The sequence below is a fragment of the Comamonas testosteroni genome, assembly GCF_000761245.1.
Taxonomy (GTDB): domain Bacteria; phylum Pseudomonadota; class Gammaproteobacteria; order Burkholderiales; family Burkholderiaceae_C; genus Comamonas; species Comamonas testosteroni_C.
Map to the genome: position 1 here is coordinate 261,567 of NZ_AWOR01000068.1, position 13,366 is coordinate 274,932.

Annotated in this window: 13 protein-coding genes; 6 read left to right on the forward strand and 7 right to left on the reverse strand. The window is 63.7% G+C overall.

The features are described 5' to 3' along the window. The first annotated feature begins 147 nt into the window (after positions 1–147). Complete coding sequence (locus P353_RS20140) at positions 148–624, forward strand: MarR family winged helix-turn-helix transcriptional regulator (RefSeq protein ID WP_034373575.1); 477 nt, start codon at positions 148–150, stop codon at positions 622–624. Between the two features lie 63 nt (positions 625–687). Further along, on the forward strand, positions 688–1,104 hold the full coding sequence (locus P353_RS20145; protein WP_034373578.1) for an organic hydroperoxide resistance protein: 417 nt from the start codon (positions 688–690) through the stop codon (positions 1,102–1,104). On the opposite strand, the gene P353_RS20150 is transcribed toward P353_RS20145, so the two are convergent. Further along, the gene (locus P353_RS20150) at positions 1,101–1,766 is read right to left on the reverse strand and encodes a 2'-5' RNA ligase family protein (protein ID WP_034373581.1); all 666 of its coding nucleotides are present in this window, start codon (positions 1,764–1,766) and stop codon (positions 1,101–1,103) included. The two genes, P353_RS20145 and P353_RS20150, sit on opposite strands and share 4 nt — an antisense overlap. Positions 1,767–1,943: 177 nt before the next feature. Between P353_RS20150 and P353_RS20155 the strand changes: the two genes are divergently transcribed. Then, the gene (locus tag P353_RS20155; protein ID WP_034373583.1) at positions 1,944–2,978 is read left to right on the forward strand and encodes a serine/threonine protein kinase; all 1,035 of its coding nucleotides are present in this window, start codon (positions 1,944–1,946) and stop codon (positions 2,976–2,978) included. A 22-nt stretch (positions 2,979–3,000) separates the two neighbouring features. Here the strand turns inward: P353_RS20155 and P353_RS20160 are convergent, their stop codons facing one another. Beyond that, on the reverse strand, positions 3,001–3,462 hold the full coding sequence (locus P353_RS20160) for a hypothetical protein (protein WP_196354077.1): 462 nt from the start codon (positions 3,460–3,462) through the stop codon (positions 3,001–3,003). 1 nt (position 3,463) lies between these two features. After that, entirely contained in the window at positions 3,464–4,198 is a 735-nt protein-coding gene (locus P353_RS20165) for a TetR/AcrR family transcriptional regulator (protein WP_232776722.1), read from the reverse strand. Between the two features lie 93 nt (positions 4,199–4,291). Between P353_RS20165 and P353_RS20170 the strand changes: the two genes are divergently transcribed. Next, on the forward strand, positions 4,292–5,500 hold the full coding sequence (locus tag P353_RS20170; RefSeq protein WP_080750623.1) for an MFS transporter: 1,209 nt from the start codon (positions 4,292–4,294) through the stop codon (positions 5,498–5,500). A 5-nt stretch (positions 5,501–5,505) separates the two neighbouring features. On the opposite strand, the gene soxR is transcribed toward P353_RS20170, so the two are convergent. Further along, positions 5,506–5,973 carry a redox-sensitive transcriptional activator SoxR gene (gene soxR / locus P353_RS20175; protein ID WP_034373589.1) on the reverse strand — a complete coding sequence of 156 codons (468 nt, stop codon included), beginning with the start codon at positions 5,971–5,973 and terminating at the stop codon, positions 5,506–5,508. Positions 5,974–6,175: 202 nt separating this feature from the next. Here soxR and P353_RS20180 point away from each other — a divergent pair, with 202 nt between their 5' ends. Then, the gene (locus tag P353_RS20180; protein WP_034373592.1) at positions 6,176–6,670 is read left to right on the forward strand and encodes a RidA family protein; all 495 of its coding nucleotides are present in this window, start codon (positions 6,176–6,178) and stop codon (positions 6,668–6,670) included. 20 nt (positions 6,671–6,690) lie between these two features. Next, the gene (locus P353_RS20185; RefSeq protein WP_034373595.1) at positions 6,691–7,899 is read left to right on the forward strand and encodes an MFS transporter; all 1,209 of its coding nucleotides are present in this window, start codon (positions 6,691–6,693) and stop codon (positions 7,897–7,899) included. 112 nt (positions 7,900–8,011) lie between these two features. On the opposite strand, the gene htpG is transcribed toward P353_RS20185, so the two are convergent. The 3 genes from htpG to P353_RS20205 all read right to left on the reverse strand — a co-directional run bounded on the left by htpG (position 8,012) and on the right by P353_RS20205 (position 13,288). Then, complete coding sequence (gene htpG / locus P353_RS20190; RefSeq protein ID WP_034373598.1) at positions 8,012–9,961, reverse strand: molecular chaperone HtpG; 1,950 nt, start codon at positions 9,959–9,961, stop codon at positions 8,012–8,014. 288 nt (positions 9,962–10,249) lie between these two features. Beyond that, positions 10,250–12,472, reverse strand: coding sequence for a pseudouridine synthase (locus P353_RS30030; protein WP_232776725.1), 2,223 nt, complete (start codon positions 12,470–12,472; stop codon positions 10,250–10,252). 84 nt (positions 12,473–12,556) lie between these two features. Then, on the reverse strand, positions 12,557–13,288 hold the full coding sequence (locus tag P353_RS20205; protein ID WP_034374174.1) for a Crp/Fnr family transcriptional regulator: 732 nt from the start codon (positions 13,286–13,288) through the stop codon (positions 12,557–12,559). Positions 13,289–13,366 lie beyond the last annotated feature (78 nt).

Here is a 13,366-nt window from a genome sequence, read left to right on the forward strand (position 1 = left end):
CCCGCCAGGCACGGGACAGTTTCAGCCGCGACAGGCTCCGTACACGGAGCCTGTTTGCATTGCTCCATACCTCTCTACTACCTCTTTCGTATTGGCGGCTTGCAAATTAAATTGCACGCAATTTAATTGTCTGCAATAATTCAACCCATGCGATCCGATGACAACCTCTTCCCCGACAGCTCCGAGCTGCTGCGCCTGGACAATCAGGTCTGCTTTGCGCTGTACTCGGCATCGCTGGCCATGACCAAGCTCTATAAGCCCTTGCTGGATGCCATAGGCCTGACTTACCCTCAGTACCTGGTCATGCTGGTGCTCTGGGAAGGCGACCAGCTCACGGTCTCGGAACTGGGCGAGCGTCTTTACCTGGATTCAGGCACGCTGACGCCCTTGCTCAAGCGACTGGAGAGCGCAGGCCTGCTGGCACGCCAGCGCGATGCACAGGACGAGCGCCGCGTGCGCATCGCCCTCACGGATACCGGCCGGGCACTGCGCGCCGAGGCCGAGAAAATACCTGCCTGCGTGCTTCAGAGCACCCAGTGCACCCTGCCCGAACTGCAGGCTCTTACGGGCCAGCTCAGCACACTGCGCGCACGGCTGGCACCGCGCCGCAGCCACTCCGGCTGATACCGGGGTGACGATTTCCTCCACCCGCCCGCACTGCCGGGCAATCTCGCAAAGGAAGACACCATGGCCCAGCTCGACAAAGTTCTCTACACCGCCCACGCCCACACAACCGGCGGCCGCGAAGGCGCTTCGCGCACCGATGATGGCCGCTTGGACATCCAGCTCAGCTCGCCCGGCGGCGCCGGCAAGGGCACCAACCCTGAGCAGCTGTTTGCCGCCGGTTACTCCGCCTGCTTTATCGGTGCCATGAAAGCCGTGGCCGCTCGCCAGAAGATCACCCTGCCTGCCGACCTGTCAGTAGACGCAGAAGTCGATCTGGGCCCCGTGGGCGAAGTGTTCGGCATCGCCGTACGCATGAAGATCAGCCTGCCCGGCATGGACAAGGCTGCGGCCCAGCAACTGGTGGACGCCGCTCACAAGGTCTGCCCCTACTCCAACGCCACGCGCGGCAATATCGGCGTGACGCTGACCATCGCCTAAAGCGGCTCAGGCCACAGGGCACCGGGCGCTGCAGCGTAGCGCCCGGTGTCCAGTTCGAAGACGCCTTCAAGCGTCAGCGGCCCGGCAATATCGGCCGCCGCATAGCGGGCCAGCGCCAGCTGCCTTACCTCGAAGACCGGCAAGTCCTGGATCATTGCCAGCAACTTGTCCACAGCCTCTCGCAGCGGCAGCCGTCTCGCATAGTGGCCCAGGGTCACATGGGGTACATAGCGCCAGCCCGGCGCGGGCTCCACGGGCACCAGCGCCGTATGCAGGCGCTGCAGGCATTCCTGCCCCCGGCCGACACCCAGATAGGGCACGGTGGTGAAGCTGCCAACCCCCGCGACTTGCACGGCAAAAGGGCCAAGCCGCAGGCCTTGCAGCATGGCGACATCAGCGCTCAACGCCAGCCGGTCATATTCCCGCGCCGCATGCTCATCCCCTCCCCGGCACAGCCCCCTATAGGCCAGCGTGATATGTGGCTGGCGCGCATGGCGCGGCAGCAGGGCATCACCGAGTCTGGATCTGGCCTGCTGCAGCAAGGACTCCAGGTCAGGGCCTTGCAGCATCACCACCCAGACGGCGCACCAGGGGCAGCCTTGATGCCACTCTGCAAAATCCCGGTCCTCGCAGGGCTGTGAAAGTGCTTCGCTGTCTTGCATGCGGGCAGTGTGCCAGCTTCGGCCGCATGCACAGCACCAAGACAGTTTTTCCCAATTTTCAGGCCACCAGGCCAGTCCTGTCCGATGGATATTGCTATCAAATCAAAAGCAATCTTGTCGGCGTATGCGCAACCCCGTCCGACCCGGACTGACCTGTTTGGGCCTGACAATGCAGGAATGAGCGATACACAAGACCCCTCTCACCCCTATGCGGACCTCACGCCGGATTGCGTGATCGATGCGCTGTGCAGCACGGGCCTTGTGCCGGACGGACGGCTGACGGCGCTGAGCTCCTATGAAAACCGCGTCTATCTGGCCCACCAGGACGAGGGCGACAGGGTTGTCGCCAAGTTCTACCGCCCCGGCCGCTGGAGCCGCACCCAGATCGAGGAAGAGCACGCCTTCTCCCAGGAGTTGGCGGACGGGGAAGTTCCCGTGGTTGCACCACTGGTGCTGCAAGGACAGACTGTGCATGAACATGCGGGCTTTCTGTTCAGCATCAGCCCCTGGCGCGGTGGGCGCCGCCCCGAGCTGGACGACTGGGAGGTGCTGGAATGGACAGGCCGTTTTCTAGCCCGCATCCACACCGTGGGTGCCGCCCGGCCCTTTGCGCATCGTCCGGCGCTGAACCTGAAAAGCTTCGGCTACGAATCCATGCACTATCTGCTCGAACATGAGGTCGTCGCGCTCGAAGTGCGCAGCCGCTGGCAGCATGCTTGCGACAAAGCTCTTTCATTGATAGCACCGTCTGTTGATGGGCTAAGTGCCGCAGGACACTTTGCCCTGCATTCTGCGACACAGATTCGCCTGCATGGCGACTGCCACCCGGGAAACATTCTCTGGACGCCGCTGGACGACGAAGGCCATGGCGGCCCGCATTTCGTCGATCTGGACGACGCGCGCAGCGGTCCTGCCGTGCAGGATCTGTGGATGCTGCTCTCGGGCGACCGGGGTCAGCAGACGCAGCAGCTGTCGGCCCTGCTCGAAGGCTATGAACAGTTCCGCAGCTTCGACCGGCGCGAGCTGGCACTGATCGAGCCGCTGCGCACCCTGCGCCTGCTGCATTACAGCGCCTGGCTGGCGCGCCGCTGGCAGGACCCGATCTTTGCCATCAACTTCCCCTGGTTCGGCAGCACCGACTACTGGCAGGGCCAGGTGGGCATGCTGAACGAACAGATCGAAGCCATGCAGCAGGAGCCGCTCTACGCCTAGGGCGGTCCATGCCTGCAAAGCGCTAGCAGCGCCCCTGCAAACGGCATTCGGGCACGAGCTGCCCACGTGCATCGCGCCATTGCACGGCATCGCCGCTCTGTGCGGGGGCCGGCGGCGGCTCGGGCTGCGCCTCTGGTGCCTGCGGGCGATTGGGGTCATGCAGCACGGTGGAGGACCCCACCCCGACGCCCACGCTGGCACCGCCCACGCCGGTGGACGCGCCCACACCGGCACTGCCCAGTACCTGCCCGCGCTGATTGACGCCTACGCCCACACCGACAGGCCCGACGCCCGTGCCGACGCCTGCGCTGAGACCGCCGCTGCCAAGGCCCACGCCCACCGAAAACGGCCCCACCGGAATCCCGACGCCCACGCCAGCTCCTACGGAGCCGCAGGCGGGTAAGGCCAGCACCATAGCGGCGGCCCAGACCGTGCTCAGGATTCTGTGATGACCGGGCTTGATGGTGACTGGCATGGAATTCATCTCACTGACGTTGAACAGTCGCATTGTCACCCGCCGCGCCCGCAAAAAGGTTATCAAGCAGTAGCTCGACCAGTGGCTTGAGGGCCAGCTTCTGCGAGCCCTCGGAGGCCAGCAGGTTGTTGTGCACCAGCGCCATCCAGAACGGGCTGGCCAGCAACTGGGCACTGCGGCTGACCGAACGGGTCTTGAGCTCCCCCTCTTTCACGGCCAGCGCCAGCAAGTCCTGCACATAGTTCTGCCAGGCATCAAAAGCCAGCTCTTTGTACAGTCTGGCCAGCTCAGGCGCATGCCGTGCCTCGCTGAGCACCAGACGTGCCAGCATGCCGCGCTCGCTGCTGTCCACCGCCTCCAGCGTCGGCAGCAAACTGCGGCGCAGCAAGGCACGCACCGTCTCGCCCTTTCGGCGCCTGAGCGGCTGGTAGACGGCCGAATGCCGCAGCGCGTGCTCCACCACGCCCCGCAGCAGCTCATCCTTGGATGGGTAGTAGAGATACAGCGTGCCCTTGGCCACCTGCGCGCGGCATGCAATGCGCTCCATGGTGCTGCGGGCCACGCCGCACTCCACGAACTCGGCCAGCGCGGCCTCCGCAATCTGCTGACGTGTCTGCGCTGTCTTGTCGAGACTAGGGCCACGCGTGCGCCGCTGACGCTTTGCCTGCGTGCCGATATCCGGGTCTGCACAAGGGGCAGCCGTCGCGCCATCCACCATGCGCTGAAATCCTTTTCTAGAATTCATAAAATTGACCAAATAGTCATTTTTAATAATTCTAGGTCAAGCCGACTTGCCCGCACCGGACATGCGGATGACTGCCTCACCAACGCTTTCCCAATGCAATCCCGTCTGAGTCCCTATGCCTGGGTGTGCTTTTCCATGTGCGTCGGCGTCATGGGAACGGCGCTTGCCAGCCCGCTCTACCCGCTCTACCAGCAGGCCTGGGGGCTGCAGCCCAGCCATATCACGCAGATTTTCGTGACCTATATGCTGGGCGCCTTGATCAGCCTGCTGTTCCTGGGCCGTCTGACCAACCTCTTCGGTTTTCTCAAAGTGCTGCGCCTGGGACTGATGGTGATGACCGTAGGCGTCATCGGCTCGGCCCTGTCCTGGAATGCCTGGAGCCTGGGCGCCTCCCGCTTCATCATCGGCCTGGCCTCGGGCCTGATCACCACATCGGCCTCGATAGGCATGACCCAGCTCAACAACAAGGGCGACCTGCAGCGTGCGGCTGCGACCACCAGCCTGACGATTGCCTTCGGCTTCGGCCTCGGGCCCGTGGTTGGCGGCCTGATGGCGCAATGGGTGCCATTCCCCCTGGTCAGCAGCTATCTGCCGCCCATCGCACTGAGCTTTCTGGGCATCCATGCGCTGTTCAAGATCCAGCTTCCGGCGACCAGTGCACCCGTCCACAGCGCGCCCGGCCTGACGCTGAAAGATGTCCTTCCCAGCATCTCCCAGCCGCGCAAGCCTTTTCTCTATCACTATGCGCTGGGTTGCATGGCGGCGTTTTCCGCCTTCGGCATGTTCAGCCTGTTTGCCGCCATGGCCCCCAGCTTCATGGCCCAGATGCTGCCCTGGCATGGACCTGCAGTCTCGGGCCTGTCCATCGGCGTCATCCTGTTTCTGTCGGCCGGCATTCAGCTGATCGCCCGGCCCTACCCCACCAAGCGACTGATCATCATCGGCTTCTTCGCCCTGGCGGCGACCAATGTCCTGCTGGTTCTCAATCTGTTTGCCGGCTCGCCATGGCTGTTCGCTCTGAGTGTGCTGAGCATGTCCTGCGGTCATGCACTGTGCAATCTGTCGGGCATGGCCGTGGTCAACAAGGTATCCAAGCCCGTCAACCGCACAGGCCTGCTGTCCACCTATCTGGTCGTCGGCTATGTAGGCACCATCGTCCCCATCCTGGGCATGGGCTGGCTGTCCGACCATATCGGGCTGACGGGCGCATTGATAGCCTTCTGTGCCTGCTTGGGCCTGCTGTCGGCACTGCTGGGCGTCATCAGCGTACGGGCCCGCGTGCTGCCCGTGCCGCGCCAGTAAGCCAGCTATCTGAAATGCGGGCCGGCCCCCTGCGCCGCCAGACAGTCATGGTCGTTGCGCAGCGGGCAGGCCTGCAGAGACAGGCAGCCGCAGCCTATGCAGGAGTCGAGCTGATCCCTGAGCTGGGTCAGTATGGCAATGCGTGCATCGAGTTGGGCCTGCCAATGCAAGGACAGGCGACTCCAGTCAGCCTTGCCGGGCACGCGGTTGGCCGGCAGATGGGCCAGTGCCTGCGCTATCTCGGCCAGAGGTACACCCATGCGCTGAGCCACCTTGATCACCGCCACCCGCCTCAACACCGCTCGCGCATAGCGGCGCTGATTGCCGGCCGTGCGCGCACTCGCGATCAGGCCCTGCTTCTCATAGAAATGCAGGGCCGATACCGCCACCCCGCTACGGCTGGCGACCTCTCCCACACTGAGATCCGGCATTCCTTCAGCCTCGGCCACCAGGCCGTTGCCACATCCATTCATCTCGCCAGTCTCTTCACACTGCACAGTCATCCCCCGCTGCTTTCCCGTTGTCCCTGCCTGGCCAGCCATGACCGCAATCCTGTGTGGTCATACAAACCCCTTGACCTCAAGCTTAGTTGAGGTTGAACAATTCCAGCAGCTTCCGGAACAAAGGCCTGCCGCTGACGGGCCCTGCCGGACCAGCCTTGCCTGAAAGACCTTAATGGACGCCAAGCCCAGTTTCATTGCCCAAGCCCCTGCCCCGCAACTGCGCCATCTGCAGCCCGCCGGCCTCTATGACAGCATACCCAATGGCTACACCCATGTGGTTACCGTCCAGGAGCCGCTGCGCTGGCTCTTCGTCTCGGGCCAGGGCGGAGAAAACGCCCTGGCCGAGCTGCCAGACAACTTTGCCCAGCAAGCTGCGCAGGCTCTGGCCAATATCAAGACCGCCTTGGCCGCCGGTGGCGCGGACATGGGCCATGTCCTCAAGCTCACCGTGCTCATCGTCGATCACTCACTGGAGCGCTTCGAACACTGGCAAAGTGCCGTGAGACAGCATTGGGGCAGCGGTGAGCCCGGCGACAGGCGGCCGCGCTTTCCGGCCTGCACGCTGATTCCCGTGCCCAAGCTTGCCCTGCCCGGCATGCTGATCGAGGTGGAGGCCACGGCGGCCCTGCCCATGGCGATGGGCGCCAAAGCCGCCATTTCCGCCTGACCCCTGCACCTGAGCGCCTCATGAAAACCACAACACCAGCGGCCACCACCGTCCTCTCCAGAACCACCCTGCTGCTCATGGCCACGGCCTGCGGTCTGTGCGCCGGAGCCAATTATTTCAACCAGCCCTTGCTCAACTCCATGGTCCAGCATCTGCAGATCAGCGATGCCCAGGCCTCCAGCACCGTGACCATGGCCCAGGTCTCCTACGGCCTGGGACTGCTGTTTCTGGTGCCGCTGGGCGATATGCTGGAGCGCCGCCGCCTGATTTTGACCCTGATGCTGCTGGCCGCCTGCGGCATGCTGCTGTCGGGCATCAGCGGCCTGGCTGGCAGCTTCGCGCTGCTCGCCGCCGGCACCCTGATGGCCGGCGTGTTCTCAGTGGCCGCCCAGGTGCTGGTGCCCATGGCCGCCACCTTTGCCGCCCCCGGCGCCAGCGGACGTGCCGTCGGCCTGGTCATGAGCGGCCTGCTGATCGGCATTCTGGCTTCGCGCAGCGTGGCGGGGATTCTGTCCGACCTGGGCGGCTGGAGCACCGTCTACTGGGTGGGGGCCATCAGCACCGCCTTCATGGCTGTGCTGCTGGCACGGGCCCTGCCCAGGGCAGCACCTGCCGCTCCCGTCAGCTATGGCGAAGTCATGAAGTCCCTGGGCGATTTGCTGCGCCGCCATCCGCGCCTGCGCAGCCGCGCGCTGATCGGCGGCACCGGCTTTGCCACCGTGAGCGTGCTGTTCTCCACCATGGCGCTGCTGCTGGCTGGGCCGGGCTTTGAACTCTCGGATCTGATGATCGGCCTGATCGGCATCGTGGGCATTGCCGGCGCGCTGATGGCCAATGTGGCAGGACGCATGGCCGACAAGGGACTGGAGCAGTCCGCCACACTGGCCGGCGCCATTCTGATGCTGCTGGGCTGGCTGTGCCTGTGGCTGGGCGGCAGCAGCATCTGGTGGTTTCTGCTTGGCCTGCTGGTGGTCGACGGCGCCTTGCAGGCGCTGCACATCAGCAACCAGAACGTGGTCTATGCATTGGCTCCCGAGGCCCGCTCGCGCATCAATGCCGTCTATATGACCACGTACTTTCTCGGCGCCTCCCTCGGCTCGGCACTGGGCTCATGGGCCTGGCTGGCACATGGCTGGACCGGTACCAGTCTCATGGGCGGCCTGCTGGGCCTGCTCACTCTGGCCATGGTGCTCTGGGATCGCAGCCTGCTTGCACGTTCACGCAGCTAATCAATTTTGATAGCTGGTGGCGCCATACTCATAAGCGATACAGCCAGAAATCATAAAAAATCCCCGCAGAGCCACCACTCTGCGGGGATTTCTATCGGGGAGACCGAACCGATCAGGCCAGCAGCGCGTTCACACGCTTGACATAAGCAGCCGGGTCTTCGGGCATGCCGCCCTCAGCCAGCACGGCCTGGTCGAACAGGATCTGGGCCAGATCGTTGAAGTGGACGGAGCCGTCCAGCTTCTTGACCAGGGCGTGATCGGGGTTCACTTCCAGCACCGGCTTGGACTCGGGCGCGGCCTGGCCGGCCTGCTTGAGCAAGCGAGCCAGTTGCAGGCTCATGCCGCCGTCACTGACAACCAGACAGGCGGGCGAGTCGACCAGGCGGCTGGTGGCGCGCACGTCTTCGGCACGGTCCTTGAGGGCTTCCTTGAGCTTGGCCAGCACGGGCTTGAAGGCTTCGGCGGCTTCCTCGGCGGCTTTCTTCTCTTCCTCGTTCTGCAGCTTGCCCAGATCCACAGCGCCCTTGGCCACGGACTGCAGCGGCGTGCCGTCAAAGTCGTGCAGATAGTTGAGCGCCCACTCGTCCACGCGATCGGTCATCAGCAGGACTTCGATGCCCTTTTTCTTGAACACTTCGAGCTGAGGACTGTTCCTGGCCGCCGCCAGTGTGTCGGCCGTGATGTAGTAGATCGCGTCCTGACCTTCCTTCATGCGTGCCTTGTAATCGGCAAACGAAGTGTTCAGGCCTTCATGAGTGGTGCTGGCGAAACGCAGCAGCTTGGCAATGCGCTCCTTGTTGCCGAAGTCCTCGCCCAGGCCTTCCTTGAGCACGGCGCCGAACTCGTTGTAGAACTGCGTGAACTTGCCTTCCTTGGCCTTGTCCTCTTCGCTGACGACATCCTGCACGCCATCGGCAGCCTCTGTCGCGGCTTCGTGCTTGTCGTGCCGTGCCAGATCCTCCAGCATCGACAGCACGCGCTTGGCCGAGCCGTCGCGGATCAGGCGCACATCGCGGCTTTCCTGCAGCAGCTCGCGGCTCACGTTCAGCGGCAGGTCGGCAGAGTCGATCACGCCCTTCACAAAACGCAGGTACTGGGGCATCAGCGCCTCGGCATCGTCCATGATGAAGACGCGCTTCACATAGAGCTTGATGCCGGCGTGCTTGTCACGCTGGTACAGGTCGAACGGGGCCTTGGCGGGGATGTATAGCAGCTGCGTGTACTCGGTATTGCCTTCGACGCGGTTGTGGCTCCAGGTCAGCGGGTCCTCGAAGTCATGGCTGATGGCCTTGTAGAACTCCTTGTACTGCTCTTCCGTGATGTCCTTCTTGGCGCGGGTCCACAGGGCGCTGGCCTTGTTCACGGTTTCCCATTCGCCGGTCTTGACCATTTCGCCGGGCTGATCGTTCTCGCCTTCCTTCCACTCTTCCTTTTCCATCAGGATGGGCAGGCTGATGTGGTCGGAGTATTTGGAGATGACCTGCTTGAGCTTGTAGCCGTTGAGAAACTCCTCGGCGTCGTCACGCAGGAGCAGGGTGATGCTGGTGCCGCGCTGTGCGCGTTCGATCTGCTCGATCTCGAAGTCGCCCGTGCCGCCGCTGATCCAGCGCACGCCGGCCGATGCCGGAGCACCGGCGCGGCGGGTCTCCACGGTGATCTTGTCGGCCACGATGAAGCCCGAATAAAAGCCCACGCCAAACTGGCCGATCAGTTGCGAGTCCGCCTTCTGGTCGCCGCTGAGCTTTTCCATGAAAGCCTTGGTGCCGCTCTTGGCAATCGTGCCCAGATTGTCGATGGCTTCCTGCTCGCTCATGCCGATGCCGGTATCGGTGATAGTCAGCGTGCGGGCAGCCTTGTCAAAGGAAACGCGCACTTCCAGCTCGGGCTGATCGCCGTAGAGGCTGGCGTCGCCCAGCGCTTCAAAGCGCAGCTTGTCGCAAGCATCCGAAGCATTGGAGATCAGCTCGCGCAGGAAGATTTCCTGGTTGGAATACAGCGAATGCGTGACCAGGTGCAGCAGCTGGGCCACTTCGGCCTGGAAGGAATGGGTTTGCTTTGTCATGTCTTTGTGAGCGAAAAACTGAAGTCAAAAGCCGCCCGGAGATCCTCTCAAGGCGATTCGCAGTCATAGCTAGGGCCAGCCCCTGATATTTCAAGGGCTATTCGGGCAAGAAAAAAGCGCAAGCGCCGATTCAAAAAGAATAGCTGCTTGCGCTTATCAGCAAAGGGATGGATACCATTTTTACTTAGAAAATGGCATCACCCCTACCCGAGGGGCAGCGAGCAAAAGCCGCATTGCGGCGAAACTGCCCGCCCCCTTGGGCGAAGCGGCGAGGCCGCTCAGGGGGTATCAAAAGCTTTCATGCGCAGCCAGATAGCGCCATTGGCCGGTGGGCAGATTGCCCAGGGTCACACCGCCAATGCGGATGCGCTTGAGGCCCACGACCTTGAGGCCGACCTGCTCGCACATGCGACGAATCTGGCGCTTCTTGCCTTCGGTCAGCACAAAGCGCAGCTGCTCGGGGTTCTGCCAGTCCACCTGGGCCGGCTTGAGCGGCTGCTCATCCAGCGACAGGCCGTGGCGCAGCAGAGCCAGCTTTTCCTCGGGGAAGACGGACTGCACATCCACATCGCGATCGCCGAAGGTCACACGCACCAGGTATTCCTTGTCGACTTCCGAGTCCTCGCCAATGATCTGGCGTGCCACGCGGCCGTCCTGCGTCAGCACCAGCAGACCCACGGAGTCGATGTCCAGACGGCCGCAGGGAGCCAGGCCCTTGAGCTGGCTGAAGTTGAAGCGCGTCTTGCTGCGGTCTTCGTTCCAGCGGTTCTCGTTGGTGATCAGCACCACGGCGGGCTCATGGCCGTCCTCGGCCTGACCGCTGACATAGCCCATGGGCTTGTTCAGCAGGATGGTGACCTGCTGGTCCTGACGGTCCTGAGCCTTCTGGTCGATCTCGATCCTGTCGCCGGGCACCACGTTCTGGCCCATGGTTGCGACTTCGCCGTTGACCTTGACCCAGCCGTTTTCCACCCACTCATCGGCTTCGCGACGCGAGCACAGGCCCATGTCGGCAATGCGCTTGTTGATGCGAATCGCTCCGGGGCGATCGTCCTGGCGCGCCTCCACTTCAGGCGCACGCTTGACGGGAATCGCACGGTCCGAGCCATCGGCAGCGGGCCGGTAGGTGCGAATGCCAGTGGTGGGGCGGCGTGTGGCCTCCGACACAAACGAGCCGGGGATATGACGCTTTTCAGGCTCGCCACCACGGTCGTCGCGGCGTTCGCCACGGCGCTCGTCGTTGCGGCGGTCACCACGATCAAAGGAGCGGCCTTCGGGACGGTCACCGTAGCCACGGCTCTGCGGACGATCACCAAAGTCGCGGCCTTGCGGGCGATCGCCACCACGGCGCTCGCCATCACGGGGCTGGTATTCGCGGCGTTCGCCGCCTTCGGAGCGGTCTGGGCGACCAAAACCACGGTTTTGCGGACGGTCACCAAAGTCACGACCTTGAGGACGCTCATCGCGGCGGCCTTCAAAGCGATCGCCGCCACGACGTTCGTCGTCGCGTGGACGGAATTCACGGCGCTCGCCACCTTCGGAACGCTCAAAGCGGCCCTGGTCGGGACGGCCAAAACCGGACGAACGTGGGCGGTCACCAAAGTCACGGCCGCCTTGAGGACGGTCATCACGGCGGTCGTCACGAGGACGGAATTCACGACGCTCTCCGCCTTCGGAGCGCTCAAAGCGGCCCTGGTCGGGACGGCCAAAACCGGACGAACGTGGGCGGTCACCAAAGTCACGGCCGCCTTGAGGACGGTCATCACGGCGGTCGTCACGAGGACGGAATTCACGACGCTCTCCGCCTTCGGAGCGCTCAAAGCGGCCCTGGTCGGGACGGCCAAAACCGGACGAACGTGGGCGGTCACCAAAGTCACGGCCGCCTTGAGGACGGTCATCACGGCGGTCGTCACGAGGACGGAATTCACGACGCTCTCCGCCTTCGGAGCGCTCAAAGCGGCCCTGGTCGGGACGGCCAAAACCGGAAGAACGTGGACGGTCACCAAAGTCACGGCCGCCTTGAGGACGCTCATCACGGCGGTCGTCACGTGGACGGAACTCGCGGCGCTCGCCACCGCGATCACCATCACGCGACTCGCCATAGGGGCGGAAACCTCGATCACCGCCGCCAAAGCGACGCTCGCCGCCTTCGGCAAAGCGGTCATCGCGATCAGCGCGGGGACGGCGCTCATCGCGCTGCGAGAAGCCGCCGCGGCGTTCGCCGTCGTCACGAGCAGGACGGCCGCCATCGGGGCGACCAAAGCCGGAAGCGCGGGGACGCTCGTCGCGCTCACGCTGAGGGCGTGCGCCACGCTCGCCACGCGGGCCTTCGCCGCGCGGGCCGCGATCGGAGCCGCCTGCGGGCCGGGAGCCACGGGCTGCCGCGGGATTCTCCGCCTTGGCTGGCTTGGCCGGTGCACGCAAAACAGGGCGCGCCGACGAGGAATCAGAGGGCGCTGAGGAATTGCCAGCACCAGGGGCGCCGGACTCTTTAGGAGGTTTGACTGACATTTGGGCGTAATTGTCTCGCGACGCGCGGACGCGAGGCGAGAGTTATCCACAATTCCAGCGCGGAGCTAGGTTATAGGGCGTCTCTCAGGCAAGCGCCTTGCGCGACGCGCAGAACTCTCCATGCCGCAATGCCTCTAGGTCCAGTACGCGCAGGCCGCCATACTCGATCTGGATCACACGCTCGCGCTGCAGCACGGACAAGGCCTCGTTCACACGCTGACGTGACAGGCCTACCAGATTGGCCAGCTCCTGCTGAGTGATGCGCAGAATCTGCCCCACGCCGGGATAGAGCAAGGGGTTGAACAAAGCGGCCAGAGTGCGCGCCACGCGCAGATCGGGGTTGCTCATGCGGTCGATCTCGCGCGCCGCGATGAACTGGCCTAGGCGCTCGTTGAGCTGATTCATTACAAAACGATTGAAGCCTATGGAGTGATCAAGCAGCCAGTGGAACATGTCTATGGGCAGGCCGCCCACAACGGTCCTGCGGATGGCCTGCACGTTGTAGCGATAGGGCTCGCGCTTGATGACCGTTCCCTCGCCAAACCAGCCACCAGGCGGCAGACCGGCCAGCGTCATGCTGACTCCGTCGGCGCTTTCGGTGTTCATCTTGAGCAGACCGTCAACTACGCCAAACCAGTAGGTAGGCGGGCGACCGGTGCGGCAGACATAGTCGCCCGGCTCGGCATCGCCGACGAGCAGCACGCGTGCCACGTTTTCACGCTCTATGGGCAACAGAACGGGCCACCAGGGAATGCCATCGAGTTCTGAGCTCAAAGGCTTGCGCCGCCTTTGATGCAGGGACAGTTCTTGACTCATGCCCAGAAGCATTGCCAAAGCCGCGCTGGCGCAACAGCGGGATTTCCACGAGGCAGCAAATGAGCCATTTTCAGCAGC

What these genes read in the sequence shown, in the direction of transcription:
- P353_RS20140 (WP_034373575.1), top strand. Translation starts at nt 148, where the DNA reads ATGCGATCCGATGACAACCTCTTCCCCGACAGCTCCGAGCTGCTGCGC.
- P353_RS20145 (WP_034373578.1), top strand. Translation starts at nt 688, where the DNA reads ATGGCCCAGCTCGACAAAGTTCTCTACACCGCCCACGCCCACACAACC.
- P353_RS20150 (WP_034373581.1), bottom strand. Translation starts at nt 1,766, where the DNA reads ATGCAAGACAGCGAAGCACTTTCACAGCCCTGCGAGGACCGGGATTTT.
- P353_RS20155 (WP_034373583.1), top strand. Translation starts at nt 1,944, where the DNA reads ATGAGCGATACACAAGACCCCTCTCACCCCTATGCGGACCTCACGCCG.
- P353_RS20160 (WP_196354077.1), bottom strand. Translation starts at nt 3,462, where the DNA reads ATGAATTCCATGCCAGTCACCATCAAGCCCGGTCATCACAGAATCCTG.
- P353_RS20165 (WP_232776722.1), bottom strand. Translation starts at nt 4,198, where the DNA reads ATGAATTCTAGAAAAGGATTTCAGCGCATGGTGGATGGCGCGACGGCT.
- P353_RS20170 (WP_080750623.1), top strand. Translation starts at nt 4,292, where the DNA reads ATGCAATCCCGTCTGAGTCCCTATGCCTGGGTGTGCTTTTCCATGTGC.
- soxR (WP_034373589.1), bottom strand. Translation starts at nt 5,973, where the DNA reads ATGAATGGATGTGGCAACGGCCTGGTGGCCGAGGCTGAAGGAATGCCG.
- P353_RS20180 (WP_034373592.1), top strand. Translation starts at nt 6,176, where the DNA reads ATGGACGCCAAGCCCAGTTTCATTGCCCAAGCCCCTGCCCCGCAACTG.
- P353_RS20185 (WP_034373595.1), top strand. Translation starts at nt 6,691, where the DNA reads ATGAAAACCACAACACCAGCGGCCACCACCGTCCTCTCCAGAACCACC.
- htpG (WP_034373598.1), bottom strand. Translation starts at nt 9,961, where the DNA reads ATGACAAAGCAAACCCATTCCTTCCAGGCCGAAGTGGCCCAGCTGCTG.
- P353_RS30030 (WP_232776725.1), bottom strand. Translation starts at nt 12,472, where the DNA reads ATGTCAGTCAAACCTCCTAAAGAGTCCGGCGCCCCTGGTGCTGGCAAT.
- P353_RS20205 (WP_034374174.1), bottom strand. Translation starts at nt 13,288, where the DNA reads ATGAGTCAAGAACTGTCCCTGCATCAAAGGCGGCGCAAGCCTTTGAGC.